General features: G+C 36.3%; 21 protein-coding genes. 19 read left to right on the top strand and 2 right to left on the bottom strand.

Annotated elements, in window-relative coordinates; translation table 11 throughout:
• Positions 1-16: 16 nt before the first annotated feature.
• Positions 17-1,729 (bottom strand): Rqc2 family fibronectin-binding protein, encoded by a 1,713-nt coding sequence (locus CWS01_RS02900; protein ID WP_101175546.1) that lies wholly within the window; start codon positions 1,727-1,729, stop codon positions 17-19.
• 299 nt (positions 1,730-2,028) lie between these two features.
• On the opposite strand from CWS01_RS02900, the gene CWS01_RS02895 reads away from it, so the two are divergent.
• The 16 genes from CWS01_RS02895 to spoVM all read left to right on the top strand — a co-directional run bounded on the left by CWS01_RS02895 (position 2,029) and on the right by spoVM (position 19,471).
• A complete protein-coding gene (locus tag CWS01_RS02895; RefSeq protein ID WP_101175545.1) occupies positions 2,029-4,707 on the top strand; it encodes a calcium-translocating P-type ATPase, SERCA-type in 2,679 nt (892 codons plus the stop codon).
• Positions 4,708-4,916: 209 nt separating this feature from the next.
• The gene (locus tag CWS01_RS02890; RefSeq protein WP_101175544.1) at positions 4,917-5,792 is read left to right on the top strand and encodes a YicC/YloC family endoribonuclease; all 876 of its coding nucleotides are present in this window, start codon (positions 4,917-4,919) and stop codon (positions 5,790-5,792) included.
• Positions 5,793-5,851: 59 nt separating this feature from the next.
• On the top strand, positions 5,852-6,115 hold the full coding sequence (gene remA / locus CWS01_RS02885; protein WP_101175543.1) for an extracellular matrix/biofilm regulator RemA: 264 nt from the start codon (positions 5,852-5,854) through the stop codon (positions 6,113-6,115).
• A 9-nt stretch (positions 6,116-6,124) separates the two neighbouring features.
• Positions 6,125-6,739: a guanylate kinase gene (gmk, locus tag CWS01_RS02880; protein WP_101175542.1), complete on the top strand. Its 615-nt coding sequence runs from the start codon at positions 6,125-6,127 to the stop codon at positions 6,737-6,739.
• Between the two features lie 2 nt (positions 6,740-6,741).
• Positions 6,742-6,954, top strand: a complete 213-nt coding sequence (rpoZ, locus tag CWS01_RS02875) for a DNA-directed RNA polymerase subunit omega (RefSeq protein WP_101175541.1) — start codon at positions 6,742-6,744, stop codon at positions 6,952-6,954.
• A 228-nt stretch (positions 6,955-7,182) separates the two neighbouring features.
• The gene (gene coaBC, locus CWS01_RS02870; RefSeq protein ID WP_101175540.1) at positions 7,183-8,391 is read left to right on the top strand and encodes a bifunctional phosphopantothenoylcysteine decarboxylase/phosphopantothenate--cysteine ligase CoaBC; all 1,209 of its coding nucleotides are present in this window, start codon (positions 7,183-7,185) and stop codon (positions 8,389-8,391) included.
• Complete coding sequence (gene priA / locus CWS01_RS02865; RefSeq protein ID WP_101175539.1) at positions 8,388-10,796, top strand: primosomal protein N'; 2,409 nt, start codon at positions 8,388-8,390, stop codon at positions 10,794-10,796. Before coaBC ends, priA begins: the two co-directional genes overlap by 4 nt.
• Before the next feature lie 165 nt (positions 10,797-10,961).
• Entirely contained in the window at positions 10,962-11,444 is a 483-nt protein-coding gene (gene def, locus CWS01_RS02860) for a peptide deformylase (RefSeq protein WP_101175538.1), read from the top strand.
• Positions 11,445-12,389 carry a methionyl-tRNA formyltransferase gene (gene fmt, locus CWS01_RS02855; protein WP_101175537.1) on the top strand — a complete coding sequence of 315 codons (945 nt, stop codon included), beginning with the start codon at positions 11,445-11,447 and terminating at the stop codon, positions 12,387-12,389. It abuts the gene before it with no gap.
• Positions 12,390-12,392: 3 nt separating this feature from the next.
• Positions 12,393-13,739: a 16S rRNA (cytosine(967)-C(5))-methyltransferase RsmB gene (gene rsmB / locus CWS01_RS02850; RefSeq protein WP_101175536.1), complete on the top strand. Its 1,347-nt coding sequence runs from the start codon at positions 12,393-12,395 to the stop codon at positions 13,737-13,739.
• 2 nt (positions 13,740-13,741) lie between these two features.
• Positions 13,742-14,830 (top strand): 23S rRNA (adenine(2503)-C(2))-methyltransferase RlmN, encoded by a 1,089-nt coding sequence (gene rlmN / locus CWS01_RS02845; protein WP_101175535.1) that lies wholly within the window; start codon positions 13,742-13,744, stop codon positions 14,828-14,830.
• A 6-nt stretch (positions 14,831-14,836) separates the two neighbouring features.
• Positions 14,837-15,595: a Stp1/IreP family PP2C-type Ser/Thr phosphatase gene (locus tag CWS01_RS02840; protein ID WP_101175534.1), complete on the top strand. Its 759-nt coding sequence runs from the start codon at positions 14,837-14,839 to the stop codon at positions 15,593-15,595.
• Entirely contained in the window at positions 15,592-17,574 is a 1,983-nt protein-coding gene (pknB, locus tag CWS01_RS02835) for a Stk1 family PASTA domain-containing Ser/Thr kinase (RefSeq protein ID WP_101175533.1), read from the top strand. The genes CWS01_RS02840 and pknB overlap by 4 nt, the downstream gene beginning before the upstream one ends.
• Before the next feature lie 13 nt (positions 17,575-17,587).
• On the top strand, positions 17,588-18,472 hold the full coding sequence (gene rsgA / locus CWS01_RS02830; RefSeq protein WP_101175532.1) for a ribosome small subunit-dependent GTPase A: 885 nt from the start codon (positions 17,588-17,590) through the stop codon (positions 18,470-18,472).
• A gap of 181 nt (positions 18,473-18,653) precedes the next feature.
• Complete coding sequence (locus CWS01_RS02825) at positions 18,654-19,301, top strand: thiamine diphosphokinase (protein WP_101175531.1); 648 nt, start codon at positions 18,654-18,656, stop codon at positions 19,299-19,301.
• A gap of 89 nt (positions 19,302-19,390) precedes the next feature.
• On the top strand, positions 19,391-19,471 hold the full coding sequence (gene spoVM / locus CWS01_RS02820; RefSeq protein ID WP_032088878.1) for a stage V sporulation protein SpoVM: 81 nt from the start codon (positions 19,391-19,393) through the stop codon (positions 19,469-19,471).
• Positions 19,472-19,715: 244 nt separating this feature from the next.
• On the opposite strand, the gene rpmB is transcribed toward spoVM, so the two are convergent.
• Entirely contained in the window at positions 19,716-19,904 is a 189-nt protein-coding gene (gene rpmB, locus CWS01_RS02815) for a 50S ribosomal protein L28 (protein WP_066393509.1), read from the bottom strand.
• Positions 19,905-20,360: 456 nt separating this feature from the next.
• Here rpmB and CWS01_RS02810 point away from each other — a divergent pair, with 456 nt between their 5' ends.
• The 3 genes from CWS01_RS02810 (at position 20,361) to sdaAB (ending at position 23,299) form a co-directional block, all read left to right on the top strand.
• Positions 20,361-20,726 (top strand): Asp23/Gls24 family envelope stress response protein, encoded by a 366-nt coding sequence (locus CWS01_RS02810; RefSeq protein WP_101175530.1) that lies wholly within the window; start codon positions 20,361-20,363, stop codon positions 20,724-20,726.
• Positions 20,727-20,743: 17 nt separating this feature from the next.
• Positions 20,744-22,426, top strand: a complete 1,683-nt coding sequence (locus CWS01_RS02805; RefSeq protein ID WP_101175529.1) for a DAK2 domain-containing protein — start codon at positions 20,744-20,746, stop codon at positions 22,424-22,426.
• Between the two features lie 210 nt (positions 22,427-22,636).
• Positions 22,637-23,299, top strand: coding sequence for an L-serine ammonia-lyase, iron-sulfur-dependent subunit beta (sdaAB, locus tag CWS01_RS02800; RefSeq protein ID WP_101175528.1), 663 nt, complete (start codon positions 22,637-22,639; stop codon positions 23,297-23,299).
• Positions 23,300-23,352: the final 53 nt, after the last annotated feature.

The following is a 23,352-nucleotide window of genomic DNA, read 5'->3' as shown; positions in this document are numbered from 1 at the left end:
CGGCCTTTTTAGGTTTTTAATGCTGTTTTAAGCGTAGTACGGTATCCTCGTCTGGCGTAACATAAACAGTCTGTTGATTATCATAAATAACAAAACCAGGTTTTGCACCGCTCGGTTTTTTCACATAACGAACTAATGTGTAATCAACTGGCACGGAACTGGATTGTTTTGCTTTGCTGAAATATGCCGCCAATTTTGCCGCCTCTATTATTGTTTCTTCACTAGGCTCTTTGCTGCGAATGACTACATGAGATCCTGGAATATCCTTTGTATGCAGCCAAATTTCATCACGAGCCGCCACTTTATTTGTTAAGTAATCGTTTTGTTTATTGTTTTTGCCTACTAATATTTCTGTGCTGTCACTAGCAAAATACTGGTCAAGCACAGGTTTTAGGTTTTGCTGTTTTTTTGTTTGCTTTTTCTGCCGTTCTCGAAGATAGCCTTCTTCTATCAGCTCTTCCCTAATTTCCTGAATATCTTTAGGAGATGCGGAAATGATTTGCTGCAGCAATGTGTCGAAATACACTAATTCTTTTTCAGCTAGGCTTATTTGTTCTTTAATAATATCAATTGAATTTTTTGCTTTTTGATAGCGTGTAAAATACTTTTGCGCATTCTCGGAAGGCGTTTTTCTTGGATCAAGAGAAATTGTCACCATTTCTCCATCTGGATGATAATAATTTGTGACTTCTATTTCTTTCATGCCTTTTTTTGCTGCATAAATATTGGCTGTCAACAATTCCCCAAGCAATTGATATTGTTCTGCATTTTCTGCTTCTTGCAGTGATCTTTTCAGCTTTTTGATTTTTTTTTCATTTTTATCCCGTTCATTTACGATAAAGCGTTCTAAATCATTGCTTTGCTGTTTTACCCGATCCCGTTCTGCTTTGCCAAAATAAAAACGGTCAAGCATTTTGCTTAAAGTGGAAAAGGATTTACTTTCTCCTTTTAAATGAAGCAAATTTTGAAAATAAAAATATTCTTTGTCTGCTGTCTGTATAATAGAAGGATTATATTGTGCCTCTTTTATTTCTTTCATTTTGGCAAGAAAGGCTTGCGGCAATGTATCTCGATTAGCTAAACCTGCTTGGAAAACAATTTCTTTTGCTAGCAGTGGAGAAATGCCAGAAAACTGCTGCACAATTTGTTTATCTAGTTTCCCGCTATTAAAGTCAAGCGCTTTTAAAATATCCTCTTTTTCTGTAGCAAGAGGGTCTTGTTTATCCTGTGCAGGCGGCGCTTTGTATTCATAGCCTGGAAGAATAGCCCGATGGCTGTTAACTGCATAGGAAACATGTTTTATACTATCAAGAATCGTGTTTTTTTCCTGATCCACTAAAATAATATTGCTGTGGCGTCCCATAATCTCAATCATCAATTTTTTATAGGATGTATCGCCAATCTCATTTCTTCCCCTTACTTCTAGGACAATGATCCGATCATGGCCAATTTGATACAAATTATCGATAAAATAGCCTTCTAAGTGTTTACGCAAAAGCATGCAAAACATTGGGGGCTCTTTTGGGTTTTCATATGTTTCTTCTGTTAATTGAATGCGGGCATAACTAGGATGAACAGAAAGAAGAAGTTTTTGATTTTTTCCATTTGCCCGAACAACAAGGACAATTTCATTAGTAAAGGGCTGCTGAACCTTTGTGATACGGCCGCCTTTTAAGCTTTCTAGCAATTCAGAAGTCATTGCTCTTGTAAATAATCCATCAAATGACATGTTTAACATCCTTTTCTTTATGTATCTATTTGTTTTTCATTAACTATCTTTTTATCCCTTCTCTTATATTGGCTAAAGATTTATGCTTTGTCAAAAAGAAGTGATCTCTTTCTAGCATTTTTTTTAATTTGGCTGAATATGATTTGTTAAGAGTGGTGTTGGGACAACTTTGCAGTTAGGTTTTGCTTATGTTTTGTTCAGAACAACTACGATTTTTTTCATCGCCAATAGGAAGAACAAAATTTTTGCTTTTTTGTTTTGGCGAGCTTGAATTGAAAAGGGGGAAGTGAGGTGGCCGGATGAATTATCATGAAATGAACGAAAAAGAAGTGGAGCGAACATTAAATACGGATTTTTCGGCTGGACTGACAAATGAAGATGCTAGTAAAAGGCGCAAACAGTTTGGGAAGAATGAACTGGATGAAGGAGAGAAGCAATCTGCGCTGCTTTTATTTTTTAGTCAATTTAAAGACTTTATGGTTCTAGTGCTGTTGGCGGCAACATTAATTTCTGGACTTCTCGGAGAATATATTGATGCAATTGCAATTATTGCAATCATCATTTTAAATAGTTTTTTAGGTTTTTTTCAAGAAAGACGAGCAGAAAAGTCTTTATCCGCATTAAAAGAGCTTTCGCAGCCGCAAGTGCAAGCATTAAGAGATGGGGAATGGGTAAAGATTTTATCAAAAGAATTAGTGCCTGGCGATATTATTAAGTTTGTCAGTGGAGACAGGATCGGGGCAGATGTCCGCATTATTGAATCAAGAAGTCTAGAAGTAGAAGAATCTGCATTAACAGGAGAATCAGTGCCTGTTCAAAAAACAGTATCTCCAATACAAAATGCGAATCTAACACTTGGAGATATGGAAAATATGGGCTTTATGGGCACAATGGTTTCAAGAGGAAGCGGCGTGGGTGTTGTTATTGCCACAGGAATGAAAACAGCGATGGGACAAATTGCAGACCTGCTGCAAAATGCTGAATCACAAACAACACCGCTGCAGCGGCGTTTAGAGCAGCTTGGAAAAATATTAATTGTAACTGCTTTATTATTAACCGTTCTTGTTGTCGCTATTGGTGTTATTCGAGGAAATGATTTATATGAAATGGTGCTAGCTGGTGTATCACTTGCTGTTGCGGCTATTCCTGAAGGATTGCCAGCCATTGTTACCATTGCTTTATCGCTTGGCGTGCAAAAAATGATTCGAAAAAATGCGGTTGTCCGTAAATTGCCTGCTGTTGAAACATTAGGCTGTGCAAGTGTCATCTGTTCTGATAAAACAGGTACGTTAACACAAAATAAAATGACCGTTACAAAGGTTTGGAGCGGCGGCAAAATTTGGACGGTAGATGGAATTGGCTATGAGCCTCAAGGAAAGTACTATGAGGATAATGAAATCATTGACCCACGAAAAGATAAAGTGCTGCAGCAGCTGTTGACATTCGGCATGCTTTGCAATCATGCAGAAATTCTCCAAAAAGACGATGAGTTTGTTTTAAATGGCGATCCAACAGAAGGAGCAATGCTTGTTGCTGGGATGAAAGCAGGGTTTACGAGAAAACAGCTGTTAACTCAATTTGAGATCGTTAATGAATTTCCTTTTGATTCTACAAGGAAAATGATGAGTATTGTGGTGAAAGATTCTTCTGGAAGACAGTTTATTGTGACAAAAGGGGCACCAGATGTATTAGCAGGAAAAAGTAGCTCTATTTTAATGGGAAATAAAACACAAGCCTATGGAAAAGATGTCAAAAATATGGTGCAAGAAGCAATTAATGGACTTGCCTCCCAAGCTTTAAGAACCATTGCGATTGGTTTTAAAGAAATATCGCCAAATACGCTTATACTGCATGAACAAGAAGCAGAAAAAGATTTAACCTTTATTGGTCTTCAAGGGATTATTGATCCGCCAAGACCTGAGGTGAAACAAGCAGTAAAAGAATGCAAAGAAGCAGGCATTAAAACCGTTATGATCACAGGGGACCATGTGATTACAGCAAAAGCAATTGCAACAGAACTCGGCATTGCCAATAAGCGCTCCAAAGTATTAGAGGGAAAAGATTTAGCTAAGATGAATTTGAAGGAATTGGAAGAGGTAGTAGATGAAGTAAGTGTATTTGCAAGGGTATCCCCTGAACATAAGCTGAAAATTGTGCAGGCATTCCAAAATAGAGGCCATATCGTTGCCATGACAGGAGATGGTGTCAATGATGCACCAGCAATCAAAACAGCGGATATAGGAATTGCAATGGGCATAACAGGTACAGATGTTGCCAAGGAAGCTTCATCTCTTGTACTAATGGATGATAACTTTGCAAGCATTAAAGCTGCAATTATTGAAGGAAGAAATATTTATGAAAATATTCGCAAGTTTATCCGTTATTTATTGGCTTCAAATGTAGGGGAAATATTGGTGATGCTGTTTGCCATGCTTTTGGCGCTGCCTTTGCCACTTGTTCCTATTCAAATACTGTGGGTTAACTTAGTAACAGATGGCCTTCCAGCAATGGCGCTAGGGCTGGATCGACCGGAAGATAATGTGATGAAGCGGCATCCGCGGAATCCAAGTGAAGGAGTATTTGCAAGAGGGTTAGGATGGAAAGTCATTTCCCGAGGCATTTTAATTGGATTAGCTACCATACTTGCGTTTATGTTTGCATATGACAATAATCCTGAAAATTTGCAATATGCACAAACGGTTGCTTTTATCACATTAGTATTGGCACAGCTGATTCATGTATTTGACTGCCGCAGTGAAAAATCTATTCTCTCCCGTAATCCCTTTGGCAATATGTACCTAGTATGGGCAGTTATTTCTTCACTAGTACTTGCCCTTATTGTTATCTATGTACCATTTTTGCAAGAAATCTTCCATACCGTTCCAATTCTTGCCAAAGATTGGCCGATGATTATCGGGCTTGCTTCTGTTCCAACTTTTTTACTTGCAGGATCATTTTTGTTAAGTAAATCAAAATAAAATATGTTATAATCCAAAAGGTACTAGAGACAATCTCTACTACCTTTTGTTTTTGTATTAGGTATTATTTATATATACACGGTAAAACATATTTGGAAGCCTTGGATGAAGTTGTTGCGTAGATAATAGATATGCATAGAGGCTTATTGGCTTGTTAAAATCAATGTTAACAATTGCCTGGCAAGTTTTAAATAAATGGATGTGTGATTATGGTTAAAAGTATGACAGGTTTTGGAAAAAGCAGAAAACAAGGTGATGGTTTCACTGTAAATGTGGAAATGAAAACAGTAAATCATCGTTTTTGTGAACAATTGATTAAACTGCCTAAGCAGTTTTTAATGATAGAAGAACAAATCAAAAAAACTATTTCAACATGTATACATAGAGGTAGAGCAGAAGTATTTATTGCAGTAGAGGGCAATGCGCTGAACAACCAAAAAGTAGAAGTAGACTGGTTGCTGCTTGATCGTTATCACCAATTATTAACCGATATAAAAAATAGATATTCTATACAACAAACAATAACAATTGATGATCTTCTTCAAAATAAAGATTGTTTCCAGCTTGTAGATGCTGAATTAAATAAGGAAGAAATAGAAAAATTGATTCTTCTTGCAGTAGAGGATGCTGTTTTGGAATTAGATAAAATGCGAGAAAAAGAAGGAGAAACTTTAAAAAAAGATATTCTTTTTCTTTTAGAAAGTTTTAAGCAGTCTACTAGCGTTCTAGAAAAACTAGCACCCCAAGTTATTGTTAGCTACCGGGAGAAAATCAAAGCAAGAGTAGAAAGTTATTTGCAAGATGTTCTGGATGAGTCAAGGCTTGCTTCTGAGGTTGCTGTTTTTAGTGAAAAAGCAGATATTAATGAAGAGCTTATCCGCCTTAAAAGCCATCTTCAGCAATTCCATGAAATTATCGAAGAGAAAAAAATGATTGGAAGAAAGCTGGACTTTTTGCTGCAGGAAATGAATAGAGAAGTTAATACGATTGGTTCGAAAGCAAATTCTGCAGAAATCGGCAAAGAAGTAGTCGAAATGAAAAGTTATCTAGAAAAAATAAAAGAACAAATTCAAAACATGGAGTAACATGGGTTTAGAAAGATGCTGACCCGTTAAAAATAAAATAATATGATTGGAGAAAAAACATGTCCATCAAGTTAATCAATATCGGTTTTGGCAATATTGTCTCTGCCAACCGAATTATATCGATTGTAAGTCCTGAATCGGCTCCAATTAAACGTATTATCCAAGATGCACGGGATCGAGGCTCGCTAATTGATGCCACCTATGGAAGAAGAACAAGGGCCGTGATTGTAACAGACAGCGACCATGTTATTCTTTCAGCGGTTCAGCCAGAGACAGTTGCACACCGGCTAAATGATCGCGATGAAATTATGGATGAAGGGTAGGAGAAGACCTTGATAGAAAAAGGGCTGTTAATAGTATTGTCAGGACCTTCCGGTGTAGGAAAGGGAACTGTAAGAAAAGAAATTTTTTCTCAAAAAAATAATGCATTTGAATATTCTATTTCCATGACAACAAGACTTCCACGTGAAGGAGAAGTGGATGGCACTGATTATTTTTTTAAAACAAGAGAAGAGTTTGAAACATTAATTGAACAGGGGAAATTGCTTGAATATGCAGAGTTTGTCGGCAATTATTATGGCACTCCTGTTGATTATGTAAGAGAAACAACAGATAGAGGAAAAGATGTTTTTTTAGAAATTGAAGTAGAAGGCGCTAAGCAAGTTAGAGATAAATTCCCCGACGGGTTATTTATCTTCCTAAGCCCTCCAAGTTTGTCTGAATTGAAAAATAGGATTGTAACAAGAGGAACAGAAACAGAAGAAATTATCAATAATCGTATGAATGTAGCAAAAGAAGAGATTGAAATGATGCATCTATATGATTATGTAGTAGAAAATGATACAGTAGAAAATGCATGTGAAAAAATCAAAGCAATTATTATTGCAGAACATTGCAGAAGAGAACGTGTTGAACCAAAATACAAAAAAATGCTGGAGGCCAATTAATTATGTTATACCCATCTATTGACTCACTATTAACAAAAATTGATTCTAAATATTCACTAGTTTCTGTAGCGGCAAAAAGAGCGAGAAAAATGCAGCTTCATGCAAAACCACAATTAAACAAATATGTTTCCCATAAAAATGTTGGTAAAGCTTTAGAAGAAATTCATGCAGATCAATTAACATACCGTGTGAATTTGGCAGAAGGCGAAGAATAAAAGCACGGCAAAAATTAGATACAAATTAAATGAAAGGCTTGATCGAACAAAGAATTTTTCTTTATTCTCGATCAGTCTTTTTTCATGAAAACTAATGCTGCTTTATCCTAGCAAAAGACCGTTATATTCAAAAAATCGACTATCTATTGATTAGGCATTTATGTTAATGTACTGTTATTAAATAACAAGGATAAAATCGTTTTTTATTAGGGAGAAAGGAGAAGCGCGATGCTAAAAGGAAAAAAAATCTTATTGTGTATAACAGGAGGAATTGCTGTTTATAAAATGTGTGCTTTAACAAGCAAATTAACACAAAAGGGCGCACATGTAAAAGTAATCATGTCAGAGTCCGCAACAGAATTTGTTGCGCCTTTAACTTTTAAAGCATTATCAAAAAATGAAGTGTATACAGATACTTTTGATGAAAAAGATGCAAGGGTTATTGCGCATATTGATTTGGCAGATTGGGCGGATTTGATTTTGGTAGGACCTGCAACAGCAAATACCATCGGTAAATTGGCAAATGGTATTGCTGATAATATGGTGACAACCACATTGCTTGCGGCAACCTCTGATGTTTGGATCGCTCCTGCAATGAATGTACATATGTATGATCATCCAGCTGTGCAAAAAAATATTCAAACATTATATGATTATGGATATCGATTTATCAATCCAGGAGAAGGCTATCTTGCTTGCGGATATATCGGAAAAGGCAGATTAGAAGAGCCAGAGAAAATCATTGCACATATAGAAGAATATTTTTCGAAAGAAAACCAATTTTTAAAAAATCAAAGGGTACTTGTAACAGCAGGCCCAACGAGAGAAAAAATTGATCCAGTACGTTTTATTTCAAACAGCTCAACAGGAAAAATGGGCTATAGCGTAGCACAACAAGCACTAAATTTGGGAGCAGAGGTTATTCTGGTAACAGGTCCAAGCCATCTGACGCCGCCAAAAGGGGCGAAAGTAATTTCTGTCGAAAGTGCAGAGGAAATGTATGAGGCGGTTATGGATCATTACGATAAGACAGATATTGTCATTAAAACAGCAGCAGTTAGCGACTATAAACCTACTTTTGCATATGAACATAAAGTGAAAAAGCAAGAAGGAAAAGAATCCATTGAATTTGTGCGTACAAAAGATATATTGCTAGAACTAGGCAAACGAAAAAAACATCAGATATTAATTGGTTTTGCTGCAGAAACACAAAATATGGAGAAATATGCAAAAGATAAATTAGCAAAAAAAAATGCAGATATGATTGTTGCTAATAATGTGAACAGCAAAGATTCTGGATTTGGCACAGATACAAATCGTGTCAGCTTGTATTTGAAAAATGGGGAAGCAATAGAATTGCCTCTATTATCAAAAGAGGAAGCAGCTTTTAAAATTTTAGAAAAAGCTTACCAGATGAAGGGTATGGTAAATAAATGACAGTAGCAAAAGTGATTGTGGATGTTCCTGCAAAACAAACAGATAGACCATTTGATTATCTTATTCCAGAACATTTAGAAGAAATGATCCAACCAGGCATGCGAGTAATAGTTCCTTTTGGCCCAAGAAAGGTACAAGGATTTGTTGAAAGATTGGAAAGTGAATCTTCTTTTTCTTCTTTACGAAAAATTAGTGAACCAATGGATCTTGTTCCTGTATTAAATAAGGAATTGCTTGATTTAGCAGAATGGTTATCCATTCATACACTTTGTTATAAAATATCGGCTTTTCAAGCTATGCTGCCTCCAGCTTTAAAAGCAAAATATCAGCGGAAAATAAAATTACTTGCTGCAAAAGAGGTTGTTTCAGAGCCATTCCACTTTTTATTCCATGAACGTTCGGAAATATTGTGGGAGGATGCATTACAAACAGTTTCTCTTTCTTCTATTCAAAAGGAAGTGAAAAATGGGAATTTAGAAGTAATCTATGAAGTTCAATCCCGTGCTAATAAAAAAAAGGTGAAGCATATTTATTCCCGTTTAGATGAGCATGAGCTGAAGACAGCATTAGAATCCCTTAATAAGCAGGCAAATAAGCAGCGAACTGTCATCGAATATTTTTTGAAACATAATCAATCGATCGAGCAAAGGCTTTTATTAAGTGAATTGAACACATCTAGTGCTGTAATAAAAGGGTTAATAGAAAAAGGCATTTTAGCGGAACAAGAAGTAGAAATGTACCGGGATCCTTATAAAGAAAGAGAATTTGAAAAAACTTTCCCGTTAAAGCTGACAGATGAACAAACGAAAGTGATTCAACCTATTCATGCGTCTATTCACAATAAAGAGCATGAAGTATTTTTATTATACGGAGTAACAGGAAGCGGGAAAACAGAAGTATATTTGCAGTCAATTGATAAAGTGCTAAAAAAAGGGGAGGAAGCCATTGTACTCGTTCCAGAAATTGCGTTAACGCCACAAATGGTCAACCGCTTTAAAGGACGTTTTGGCGATAAAGTGGCTGTCCTTCACAGTGGGCTTTCTGTTGGAGAAAAATACGATGAATGGAGAAAAATCCAGCGTAAAGAAGTGCAAGTAGTAGTTGGAGCACGATCTGCCATTTTTGCCCCATTCGAAAATTTAGGCATTATTATTATCGATGAAGAGCATGAGATGACGTATAAACAAGAAGAAAACCCAAAATATCATGCAAAAGATGTTTCAATTAAAAGAGGAATGACCCATAACTGTCCCATTATATTAGGAAGTGCGACACCTTCTTTAGAAAGCTTTGCACGTGCACAAAAGGGAGTTTATACCCTATTGACATTGCAAAAAAGAATGAATAATAATCCCCTTCCACCTGTTGAGATTGTTGATATGCGGGAAGAGCTTCGCGAAGGAAACCGTTCCATGTTTTCAAGGTTGCTATTAGAAAAGCTTGCTGATCGACTGGTAAAAAAAGAACAGACGGTTTTGTTTTTAAACAAACGGGGTCACTCCTCTTTTGTTATGTGCCGAGATTGTGGGTATGTGATGAAATGTCCCCATTGTGATATTAGTTTAACGTATCATCAATATAATAATCTAATGAAATGTCATTACTGCGGCTATGAGGAACCTACAGCAAAAATTTGTCCAGAATGTTCAAGTGAACATATTCGCTACTTTGGAACAGGGACACAAAAGGTAGAAGAAGAATTGACAAAAATTATGCCAGAGGCTCGTGTCATTCGCATGGATGTAGATACAACAAGCCGTAAAGGAGCCCATGAAAAATTATTAAATCAATTCCAAGACGGCAAAGCAGATATTCTTTTAGGAACACAAATGATTGCAAAAGGTTTGGATTTCCCAAGAATTACTCTTGTTGGTGTTTTATCTGCCGATACGATGCTTCATTTGCCAGATTTTCGCTCTTCAGAAAAAACATTTCAATTGTTGACCCAAGTAAGCGGCCGTGCTGGAAGACATGAATTAGAAGGAGAAGTAATATTTCAGACATACACTCCAGAGCATTATAGTATTGAGCTTAGCAGCCAGCAAGATTATGATTTATTTTATTCTCGGGAAATGATGATAAGAAAATCTCACTCCTACCCTCCTTATTATTATATTACGCTTATCACCGTCAGTCATGAGCAGTTAACAAAGGCAGTTAGTGTAACGGAGCAAATTACAAAAGTCGTCAGACAAAAACTGCTTCCAAATACGGTTGTGCTCGGACCAGTTGCTTCCCCAATTTCCAGAATAAAAAATAGATATCGGTATCAGTGTCTGATAAAATACAAACAGGAGCCTAACTTAAAAACCGTGCTAAAATCTATTTTAGATCATTATCAAGGTGACATTTCGTCAAATGGGCTGCAAATTTCGATTGATGTTAATCCCTTTTTATTAATGTAGAAAAAGGGCTATTCAGGTAAAGAAATTTATAAGTTATTGGAATGACCTTTTTATCTGCTGAAATAGCCTCTTTTCATCACAATGCTTGTATTATCTCTCTATTAGGTTTAAAATAGATCGTTATGTGATTGAAATAGATAGACATAAATGTTTGGAGGAAATAAAGTGGCAGTAAAAAAAATTGTAATGTTTCCAAATGAAGTATTAGAACGTTCATGCGAAACAGTTACAGTCTTTGATAAAAAATTAACAAAACTATTAAATGATATGTATGATACGATGATTGCGTTTGATGGGGTAGGTTTAGCTGCACCGCAAATCGGCATAGGAAAAAGAATTGCAGTGGTGGACATAGATGATGAAATGGGAACAATTGAGCTGATTAATCCAATATTGCTTTCTTTTTCAGGGGAACAAATTGGGCCAGAGGGCTGTTTAAGTTTTCCAGGACTATATGGGGAAGTAAACCGTCCTTTCTCCATTAAAGTACAAGCCCAAAACCGCAGAGGAAAAACATTTATTATGGAAGCAGAAGACTTTTTAGCGAGAGCCATTTTACATGAAATGGACCATTTGGATGGTGTGCTGTTTACATCAAAAGTCATTCGTTATTTAGAGGAAGAAGAGTTAGAAGGAGTGGAATCTTAAATGACAAAAATCGTATTTATGGGGACTCCCGATTTTTCTGTGCCAGTACTGCAGCAAATTTTAAAAGATGGGTATGAAGTGATTGCAGTTGTAACACAGCCAGATCGACCTGTTGGCAGAAAAAAAACGTTAACGCCGCCACCTGTTAAAGTGGAGGCGGAAAAACATAATATCCCTGTATATCAGCCGGAAAAAATTCGTCAATCGGAAGAATTAACAGCCATTATTAACTTGCAGCCAGATTTAATTGTAACAGCAGCATTTGGTCAAATACTGCCGAACGAATTATTGGAAGCGCCGAAATTCGGCTGCATTAATGTACATGCATCTTTGCTTCCTGAACTTCGCGGCGGAGCCCCTATTCATTACAGCATTATACAAGGAAAAGAGAAAACAGGCATTACAATCATGTATATGGCTGAAAAACTGGATGCAGGCGATATTTTAACACAAGTGGAGGTTACGATTGCTGAAAGTGATACAGTAGGCACACTGCATGATAAATTAAGTTTAGCTGGAAGCAAACTTCTTTCCGAAACATTGCCAAAACTCTTAAGTGGATCGTTAACGCCTATTCCACAAGAGGATACTCTTGCAACATTTGCATCTAATATAAAAAGAGTAGATGAACAGATCGACTGGTCGAAAAACGGGGAAGACATATATAACCAGGTTCGGGGTATGAATCCGTGGCCGGTTGCTTTTACAACGTATAAAAAGGAAATAATGAAAATCTGGTCGGTACAAAAGGTAGCACAAAAAAATGATAGCGCTCCTGGAAGGATTCTTGCAATTGAAGAAGACGGATTTATTATCGGAACAGGTAATGATACAGCAATCAAAATTATCGAACTTCAGCCAGCAGGCAAAAAGAAAATGACAGCAGAAGTATACTTAAGAGGCGCTGGAGCAAAAATGGAACTACAAGAAACTTTAGGAGCTTAAGAAATGACAAGTAAAAAAAATGTTCGGGAATCGGCTTTAGATATTTTAGAGACAATAAACAATAATCAAGCATACAGCAACCTACTGTTAAACAATGCGATTAAAAAAAATGAAATTCCAGCGAAAGATGTTGGTCTATTAACAGAATTGGTATATGGAACACTGCAAAGAAAAATGACCTTATCTTATTATTTGCAGCCATTCTTAAAAAACAGCAAAAAAATGCAAAGCTGGGTAGTAACATTATTGCAGCTGACACTTTACCAAATTATTTATTTAGATCGCATTCCCGATCATGCAGCCATTCATGAAGCTGTAGAAATTGCCAAAAAACGTGGGCATAAAGGCATTTCAGGTTTAGTTAATGCTGTGTTAAGAAGCATACAAAGACAAGGTTTAGCAAAAACGGAATTCATAGAAGATCCAATTGAGCGTATTGCTATTGAGACAAGCCATCCAAATTGGCTGGTAAAACGCTGGGCAGAACAGTTTGGCTTAGAAGAAACACAAAAAATGTGCGAATTAAACTTAACGCCGCCAACACAAACAGCGAGGATTAATACAACAAAAACAACAGTAGAAGAATGTATTAGCCTATTAGAAGCAGAAGGCTATAATGTAAAAAATAGTGAGATTATTCCAGAAGGGATTCATTGTCTAAAAGGAAATTTAGCCAATTCCCGTTGTTTTAAAGAGGGATTTTTCACCATACAAGATGAAAGTTCGATGCTTGTCGCATATGCATTAAATGTGAAAGAACCTTTATCCGTGTTAGATGCATGTGCAGCACCTGGCGGTAAATCGACTCATATTGCTGAAAAAATGGGCAATAAAGGAAATGTTCTGTCTGTTGACCTTCATGAACATAAAGTAAAGCTAATCCGCCAAAATGCAGAGAGACTTCATTTAGACAATATTGAAACAAAAGCAATGGATGCAAAAAAACTGGCAGATGTACTAGAAGCCAATTCTTTTGATCGAATCCTTATTGATGCCCCATGTTCTGGTTTAGGTGTTATGAGAAGAAAACCGGATATTAAATATACAAAAGACGAAAAAGATATGGACCGTTTGCAGATGATTCAACTTAAGCTTTTAGAGGAAGTTTCCCCTTTATTGAAAAAAGGTGGTTTGTTAATCTATAGCACATGTACTGTTGATCGCAAAGAAAACGAAGAGGTGGTCGCAAGTTTTTTAGAAACTCATCAAGAATTTACAAAAGATACAACATTGGCTAGTCGCCTGCCAGAAAGTGTACAAAGTTTTGTAGAAGATTATCAATTACAAATAATGCCCCAACATTTTGGGTCAGACGGCTTTTATATTGCCGCATTAAAAAAAGAGGTGTAAAAATGGAACAAGTAAGAACATCGAAGAAAGAAGCAGCAATTGAGACATTGCCGTCTATTTATTCTTTGCAATTAGATGAATTAAAAACATGGTTAAAAGAAAACAACGAAAAAGCATTTAGAGCAGATCAAATATTTGAATGGTTATATAAACAAAGAGTAACGTCTTTTGAAGACATGTCCAATCTGTCGAAAAGTTTACGTCAATTATTGGCAGATAACTTTACGATTACGACATTAAAAACAATTATTGAACAAACTTCAAGTGATGGCACGATTAAATTTTTATTTGAACTTCATGATGGATATTCAATCGAAACAGTTTTAATGAGACATGAGTATGGCAATTCTGTATGTGTAACAACACAAGTAGGCTGTAGAATTGGCTGTACATTCTGTGCTTCTACTCTTGGCGGATTAAAAAGAAATTTAGAAGCAGGAGAAATTGTTGCACAGGTCGTAAAAGTACAACAAGCTCTTGATCAAACAGATGAGCGTGTCAGCTCTGTTGTTATTATGGGAATAGGAGAGCCCTTCGATAATTTCAATAATATGTTAAGTTTCTTAAAAATTATCAATCATGACCAGGCGTTAAATATTGGAGCAAGACATATTACTGTTTCTACAAGCGGAATTGTTCCAAAAATTTATGAATTTGCCGATCAAAATATGCAAATTAATTTTGCTGTGTCCCTACATGCTCCAAATACAGAATTAAGAAGCAGATTAATGCCAATTAATAGAGCATATAAACTGCCTCAATTAATGGAAGCAATCCGCTATTATGTAGAAAAAACAGGTCGCCGTGTAAGTTTTGAATATGGTTTATTCGGAAATGTAAATGACCAAGTAGAACATGCGGAAGAATTGGCTAAACTGGTAAAAGGCATTAAATGCCATGTTAACTTAATTCCAGTAAACTATGTACCAGAAAGAGACTATGTTCGCACACCAAAAGATCAAATCTTCTTATTTGAAAAAACATTAAAAAACCATGGTGTAAATGTAACCATTCGCAGAGAGCAAGGCTCCGATATTGATGCTGCTTGTGGCCAGCTTCGTGCTAAGGAGAGACAAGAAGAGACGAGGTGACAAGTTTTGAAACAAGTGTTTAAAACAGATAAAGGAAAAGTACGCCAGCATAATGAAGACAATGGAACAATATGCTTTAACCAAAACGGCCAACGCCTTGCCATCGTAGCAGATGGCATGGGCGGGCACCGTGCTGGTGATGTTGCAAGCCGTTTAACGGTTGATAAATTATCAGAGTTTTGGTTGGCTAATGATGAAATTGAGACAGCAGACGATGCAGAGAATTGGCTGAAAGCAAAAATCCTGGAAGTGAATCAATATGTTTATCAATATGCTTTAAACCATCCTGAATGCGACGGAATGGGCACGACCGTTATAGCTTGTATATGCACGGAGAATTTTTCTACTATTGCACATGTTGGCGACAGCCGCTGCTACCTTTACAATGAAGATGGTTTTAAACAAATAACAGAGGATCATTCATTAGTAAATGAATTAGTGAGAATGGGAGAAATATCAAAAGAAGATGCAGAACATCATCCAAGGAAAAATGTTGTTCTTAGGGCTTTAGGAACGGATGAAAAGTTAAATGTAGATATTATGACGATTATGTTTGAAGAAGGAGATGTTATTTTAATCTGCTCTGATGGCTTATCGAATAAAGTGTCAGAAGTCGAATTAATGACCGTTCTACAAAAAGAAGCTTCCCTTGATGAAAAAGCGTCTATGCTTGTGCAGTCAGCCAATGACAGTGGCGGAGAAGATAATATTACAGTTATTATCTTAGAGCATTTGGATGCCCATCAAGCAGGTGAAGCACCATGATGGTTGGCAAAAGAATAAACGGCCGCTATAAAGTAATGGATATGATTGGCGGCGGTGGAATGGCAAATGTCTATCTGGCTCATGATATGATTTTAGATAGGGATGTTGCTGTAAAAATGCTTCGTCTAGATTTTGTAAACGATGAAGAATTTATTAGACGTTTTCATAGAGAAGCGCAATCTGCTACAAGTTTAACCCATCCTAATATTGTCACTATTTATGATGTGGGGGAAGAAGGTTCCATCTATTATATTGTGATGGAATATGTGGAAGGCTACACATTAAAACAATACATACAAAAACACTCCCCTGTACCTGTTGAAACAGCAATTGAAATGATGAAACAGTTAACTTCTGCCATAACCCATGCTCATCAAAATAGCATTGTTCATCGGGATATTAAGCCCCATAATATTTTGGTTGATAAACAGGGAAATGTAAAAATTACTGATTTTGGCATTGCGATGGCTTTAAGTGCAACAAGTATTACACAGACAAATTCTGTTCTCGGTTCTGTTCATTATCTATCTCCAGAGCAAGCCCGAGGAGGAATGGCCAATAAAAAGTCTGATATTTATTCCCTTGGAATTGTTATGTTTGAACTGTTGACAGGAAGATTGCCGTTTTCAGGAGAATCAGCTGTGTCTATTGCTCTAAAACATTTGCAGTCAGAAACACCAAGTGTAAGACGGTGGAATGAAACAATTCCTCAATCTGTTGAAAATATTGTATTAAAAGCTACAGCAAAAGATCCATTTCATCGTTATGCGAGTGTAGAAGAAATGGAAGCGGATTTAAGGACTGCACTTAATCCGGAAAGAGGAAACGAAAAAAAATTCGTGGAGCCAATTGATGAAGAAGCAACAAAAGCGATCCCAATTATAACAAATGACATACCTTATCAAAATTTGGAAGAAACCATTGTTCATGGCAAAGAAGAAAAAAAACTTCAAGGTAACAAACAAGAAGGACAAGAAAAAAAGCAAGCTGCTCCCAAAAAGAAAAAGAAAGATGGAAAAAAGCTGACGGTTGTATTATTGTCTGTTTTTTTTACCCTTTTATTAGTGGGAGTGCTTATAATTACGGTTCTTCCAGGACTGTTGCTCCCTAAAGATGTGACCATTCCAGATGTAAGCGGCGCGGAAGTAGAAGATGCTGTTAAATCATTAGAGTCAGCAGGTTTTGTAATTGGCAAAACGCTTCCGTTAAACGATGAGGAAGTGGACGCCGGATTGATTATTCGCACAAGCCCTAAGGCAGGAAGAAAAGCGAAAGAAGGCGCTGAAATTGATCTTTATGAAAGTTTAGGAAAAGAAAAGTTTGAGTTGGATAATTATGTTGGAAAACAATATGAAGATGTTTTGGAACAGCTGACGAAAGAAGGGTTTAAAAACATCGATAAAATCGAACAGTTCGATGAAAATGAACCCTCAGGAACCATTATTGCTCAAAATCTAACTAGCGGACAAGAAGTGGTGCCAGAAGATGCTGAATTAGAGTTTACCGTTAGCAAAGGTGCTGAACTTATCTCCTTGCAGGATTTAACCGGATATAATAAAAAAGGTGTGACTGAATACGCTAGTTCGAATGGGATTGTAGTAAACTTTACGGAAGAATACAGCGACACGGTCGGCGAAGGACTAGTGATTTCGCAATCGCCAGCTGCGGATACAAATATAAGAGTAGGCTCGACTCTGGATGTCGTTATTTCAAAAGGTGCAAAAGAGATTCCAACTAAAGAGGTAACCGAAGAGATTACAATTCCCTATGAGCCGTTAGTCGAGGGAGAACCCCAAGAAGTATTAATTTATGTACAAGATTTAGATAATAGCATGACAGAACCGTATGAAACATTGACGATAACGGAAACAACGAAAAAAACGTTAACTTTGCGAATAGCAAAAGGAGAAAAAGCAGGTTATAAAATTATTCGTGATAAAAGCGTTATTATTGATCAAGTAGTGCCATATCCAGATTAAGGAGAGTTAAAGCATGCCAGAAGGCAAAATCGTTAAAGCATTAAGTGGTTTTTATTATGTATTAGATGAAGATGGAATTGTGACACAATGCCGAGGCCGTGGTGTATTTCGTAAAAAAAAAATTACTCCCCTTGTAGGAGATGAGGTAGTTTTTCAAGCGGAAAACGAAACAGATGGCTATATTTTAGAAGTGAAACAACGAAAAAATGAATTGGTGCGCCCTCCTGTTGCCAATGTGGACCAGGCCATTCTCGTGTTTTCTAGTGTAGAGCCAAGTTTTAGCACTGCTCTTTTAGACCGATTTCTTGTGCTGGTGGAATTTAATCATATTGAACCGATTATCTGTATAACAAAAATGGATTTAGCAACAAAAGAAGAAGGAAAAAAGATGGAGGAATACGCCGATCATTACCAAAAAGTTGGCTACCCTGTTATCCTTACATCATCGGAAACAGATGAAGGAATCCATGATTTAGCTCCTTTTCTAGCAGGAAAAATATCCGTTTTTGCAGGGCAATCAGGTGTTGGGAAGTCCTCTTTACTAAATGCTATTCGTCCAGATTTAGCATTAAAAACAGATGAAATATCGACACATCTAGGCAGAGGAAAGCATACGACAAGACATGTAGAGCTTATAACAATCGATAATGGTTTAGTGGCGGATACCCCAGGGTTCAGCTCCTTAGAATTTACCGATATAGAGCTGGAAGATTTAAATTATTGTTTTCCAGAAATTCAAAAAGCGAGTGAAGACTGTAAATTTAGAGGCTGTCTTCATTTATCTGAACCGAAATGCAAGGTAAAAGAAGAAGTGGCAGCTTTTAAAATTCCAGCTTATCGATATGAACACTATACAGAATTTATTCAAGAAATAAAGGATCGAAAACCTAAATATTAAGATTTTTTTCCTAATATTTAGGTTGCGATTGACACATATTCATGAAGCATAGATGGTTGATAGAAGGAAGTCTTCTTTTGAGCATGGGGGATTTATCCCATGCTTTTTTTTACATTATCAGATAAAAAAGCTAATATAGAGCAATAGAATGCGTGGGATTGAAAGGAAGGATAGGGGAAAAATGGATATATATATTATGGCAGGTGGACCAGAACAATATGTGCCAGATCTTGTCCGATATACAAAAGAGGAGTGCATCTGGGTTGGGGTTGATAAAGGGGTGCTTTATTTAATCAACCGATCTATTCCTGTGGAGGCAGCTTTCGGGGATTTCGATTCTGTAAGTGAGGAAGAGTGGGAGACAATTTGTGAGCATTCTGCAACTATAAAAAAATTTAAACCAGAAAAAGATGAAACAGATATGGAACTGGCACTAAATTGGTCTATAAAACAGCAACCAAAAAGAATAGGTATCTTTGGAGCGACAGGTGGACGACTTGATCACACAATCGCAAACATTCAGCTGTTATTAAAAGAACTGCTTAGAAATGAGCAGATTCATATTGAGTTAATCGATGATAAAAATAAAGTTCATATTGCAACAAGTGGTGTACATATAATAGAAAGAGAGGAAATATATCCATATATCTCCTTCTTTCCCTATAGTGAAGAGACTGTAGGTTTAACTTTAGAAGGCTTTAAATATCCTTTGAAGGATAAATATCTTTCTGTCAGCAGTGCACTTTGTATCAGCAACGAACTTATTAGTGAATATGGTACTTTTTCTTTTGCTAAAGGCATATTATTGGTAATAAGAAGTCGTGATTAATAATAAAAATTCAAGTACTATTTTGCATGTTTTGAATAGGATGTAAATGGTGTTACTGGTTAATTCGCTTTTAAGGAGGGACAGTATTCATGAGATTTTATACCATTAAACTGCCAAAATTTTTAGGAGGACTTGTCCGCGCAATGTTAGGAACATTTAAAAAAGAATAGAACAAATGTTTTTTGCCTTTTTTTGAACGTACAACCTTTAAAAGATGAGGCGATAAAGGGGAGAGGAAGCTTCTTTCTTTTCTCTTTTTAAAACATATTTTAGCAGGCCCTAAAAATTAGCCAAAATAAAAAAGGACATAAAAATGTCCTTTTTTATTTATTGTCCAGTTTAGTAATTTCACCTTTTTTGTTTCCTTTAGCATATGTTAACAAACACTAAAGGATAAGGAGAAAAGCGTGCTAATTAAACGCGCTCTACTTTACCAGATTTAAGTGCTCTAGCAGAAACCCAAACACGTTTAGGTTTTCCATCTACTAAGATACGAACCTTTTGAAGGTTTGCTCCCCAAGTACGCTTGTTAGCATTCATGGCATGGGAACGAGCATTACCTGTAGTTGTTTTTTTACCAGTTACAACACATTTACGTGGCATGTATATTTCCCTCCTTATAACCAAAACTCTTGAATAAAGAGTTTCCAAATTCCTAGTTAACGTTTTAATCCCTTAGAAAATCATAAATAATCCTCATAAAGATACTTTAATAATTTATCATACAACTACTTTGAATGCAATAGTTGTGATAAAACCTTTCAAGAAAATTTCCTTGACATTGTTTTTTTGCGTATCTTATAAATAAGATGCGGCTTTTCATATATAATAGGAATAGATAGGCGATGATTCAGTTAAAAACAGGTGGGGAATGAAGCTCTTTGCCCTATTAAAGATTTCGCTTTAACTTGTCGAATGTTTTCTCTTTGGAAGGGATTTCTTTCAAAAAGGCAAATAAATAGAGGGCAATCACAGTCTAATTCAACTATCGCTTTTAAAAATTATTATGTTATAGTAAAATGTCAGTAGTCAAGGAGCAATTCCAAAGGGGGAAGACTCATGTCCATCGAACTAAAAACAAATTTCGGGCAAATAGATATTTCAACAGAAGTTATTGCAACAATTGCAGGAGGAGCAGCAGTAGACTGCTACGGCATTGTAGGAATGGCGTCGAAGCATCAAATTAAAGATGGTCTGACGGATATTTTGCGCAAAGAAAACTTCACACGTGGGGTAATTGTTCGAAAAGAGAATGAAGAAGAGGTACATATTGATATGTATATTATTGTAAGTTACGGAACAAAAATTTCCGAAGTTGCGCATAATGTTCAATCAAAAGTGAAATATACACTCAATAAAACAGTTGGACTTGCCGTTGACTCGGTTAATATTTACGTTCAGGGAGTTCGTGTGACGAACCCGTAGTGAGGAGGAAACGAATAGTGTCGATTACAGTTTTAGAAGGAAAGAGATTTGCCGAAATGGTTATCCAAGGAGCAAACCATTTATCCTCTAATGCTAAATATGTAGATGCGTTAAATGTTTTTCCAGTACCAGATGGAGATACCGGGACAAATATGAATTTATCGATGACATCAGGTGCTAAGGAAGTTCAAAATAATATTCAATCACATATAGGTAAAGTAGGGCTGAGTTTATCAAAGGGTTTGTTAATGGGAGCAAGAGGGAATTCTGGTGTTATTCTTTCGCAATTGTTCCGTGGATTTTCTAAATCGATTGAACAAAAGGAAAGCATTACAGGCAAAGATTTTGCTGAAGCCTTGCAATTTGGAGTGGAAACAGCTTATAAAGCAGTAATGAAGCCTGTTGAAGGAACGATTTTAACAGTTGCAAAAGACGCTGCAAAAAAAGGGCTTCAAGCAGCTGAACAACATGATGATATCATCACGATATTGGAAGAAGTGGTAAAAGAAGCGAATGCATCGTTAAATCGCACTCCAGATTTGCTTCCTGTTTTAAAAGAAGTGGGAGTAGTAGACAGTGGAGGCCAAGGCCTTGTGTTTGTGTACGAAGGATTTCTTGCAGAACTTAAAGGGGAAAAACTGCCTGATACTGTGAAAGCGGTTGTTTCCATGAATGAGCTTGTTAATGCAGAGCATCATAAAAATGTTCATAGTGTGATTAATACAGACGATATTGAATTTGGCTATTGCACAGAGTTTATGGTTCGTTTAGAACAAGAAAAGTTAGGAAATAAACCTTTTTCTGAAGAAGAATTTAGAAAAGATTTAAGTTCATATGGAGATTCTCTTTTAGTAATTGCAGATGATGAAATGGTGAAAATACATATTCACTCCAATGTGCCTGGCGAAGTATTAACGTACGGCCAAAAATACGGCAATCTGATAAAAATGAAAATTGAAAATATGCGCGAACAGCACAGCACATTAGTGGAAAATGCAGAAAAAGAAGCAACAGCAGCATATTCAGCTCCAAAGGAACAAAAGGAATATGGAATCGTAACGGTTTCAATGGGCTCAGGAATTGCAGAACTGTTTAAAAGCATCGGTGCTCATTATGTAATTGAAGGTGGACAAACAATGAATCCAAGTACGGAGGATATTGTCAATGCCATTCAAAAAGTGCATGCAAAAAAAGTGTTTATTCTTCCAAATAATAAAAATATTATTATGGCAGCAGAACAAGCAGTTGATGTACTGGGCGATCATGTCGTTGTAATCCCTTCTAAAACGGTGCCACAAGGGATGGCGGCGCTTCTTGCGTTTAATCCAAGTGCAACAAAAATGGATGCCAATACAAAAAGCATGACAAGCGCAATGGAACATGTAAAAACAGGACAGATAACATATGCTGTCAGGGATACAAATATTGATGGCCTTGCTATTGAAACAGGCGATTTTATGGGGATAGCAGATGGCAAGATTGTTGTAAAAAGCAAAAAAAAGCTTGAATCTGCACAAAAATTATTAACTTCGATGATAAATGAAGATGCAGAAATTTTAACGATTATTAAAGGGGAAGATGCATCTGATGAAGATGTAGCAGCACTTGCTTCCTTTGTAGAAGAAGAATTCTCTGATGTTGAAGTAGAAATTCATGATGGAAATCAACCTTTATATGCGTTTATTTTTTCTATCGAATAATTAATTTATGTAAACTGCATGCTTAAATATGAGCATGCAGTTTTTTGTTTTTTGAGAAATAAAGAAAAACGTTATAATCTAAAATCATGTGGTAAGATGGAAAATGGTTATTTAAAAAACGATTTTATATTAATATAATGATATAACATAAAAATTAATGGTTTGCGATAATAAATAGTGAAGCAAATTAAGAGGGGGACGTATCTGAGAATGAAATTTAAAAGTGTTTTTGATATTATCGGGCCTGTGATGATTGGTCCTTCAAGCTCTCATACAGCAGGAGCGGCCAGAATTGGCAGAGTGGCAAGAAACCTTTTTGATCGACAGCCTAAAACAGCATCGATTCATTTATATGGTTCCTTTGCACAAACATATAAAGGTCATGGAACAGATGTGGCGATTGTTGGTGGGTTACTTGATTTTGATACATTTGACGAAAGAATTAAAAACTCGCTGCACCTAGCCAAAAATCTTGGGATGGAAGTATCTTTTCATGTAGAAGAGGCAATTCCTGAACATCCAAATACAGCAAAAATTGTTTTATCAGACGATCAAGGAGAACTGGAGCTTGTGGGCATCTCTATAGGCGGAGGAAAAATAGAGATAACAGAACTAAATGGTTTTAAACTGAGATTATCTGGACATCATCCAGCAATATTGGTTGTTCATAATGATAAGTTTGGTGCGATTGCAAAAGTATCTAATATTTTAGCAAAATATGAAATCAATATTGGACATATGGAAGTAAGCCGGAAAGAAAAAGGCATGCTTGCTCTTATGACAATTGAGGTGGATCAAAATATAGATGAAGTGATTTTAAAAGAAATTGAAAGCCTGGAGGCAATTGAGAAAGTAACGACAATAGTCGAATAATAGAGAAGTTTGATATTTATCTTAATGATTAGGGAGAAAGGGAGGAATCTGAT

Origin of the sequence: Niallia nealsonii (assembly GCF_002835805.1) — a bacterium.
Classification (GTDB): Bacteria; Bacillota; Bacilli; order Bacillales; family Cytobacillaceae; genus Niallia; species Niallia nealsonii.
This window is presented reverse-complemented; position numbering and strand designations above follow the sequence as displayed.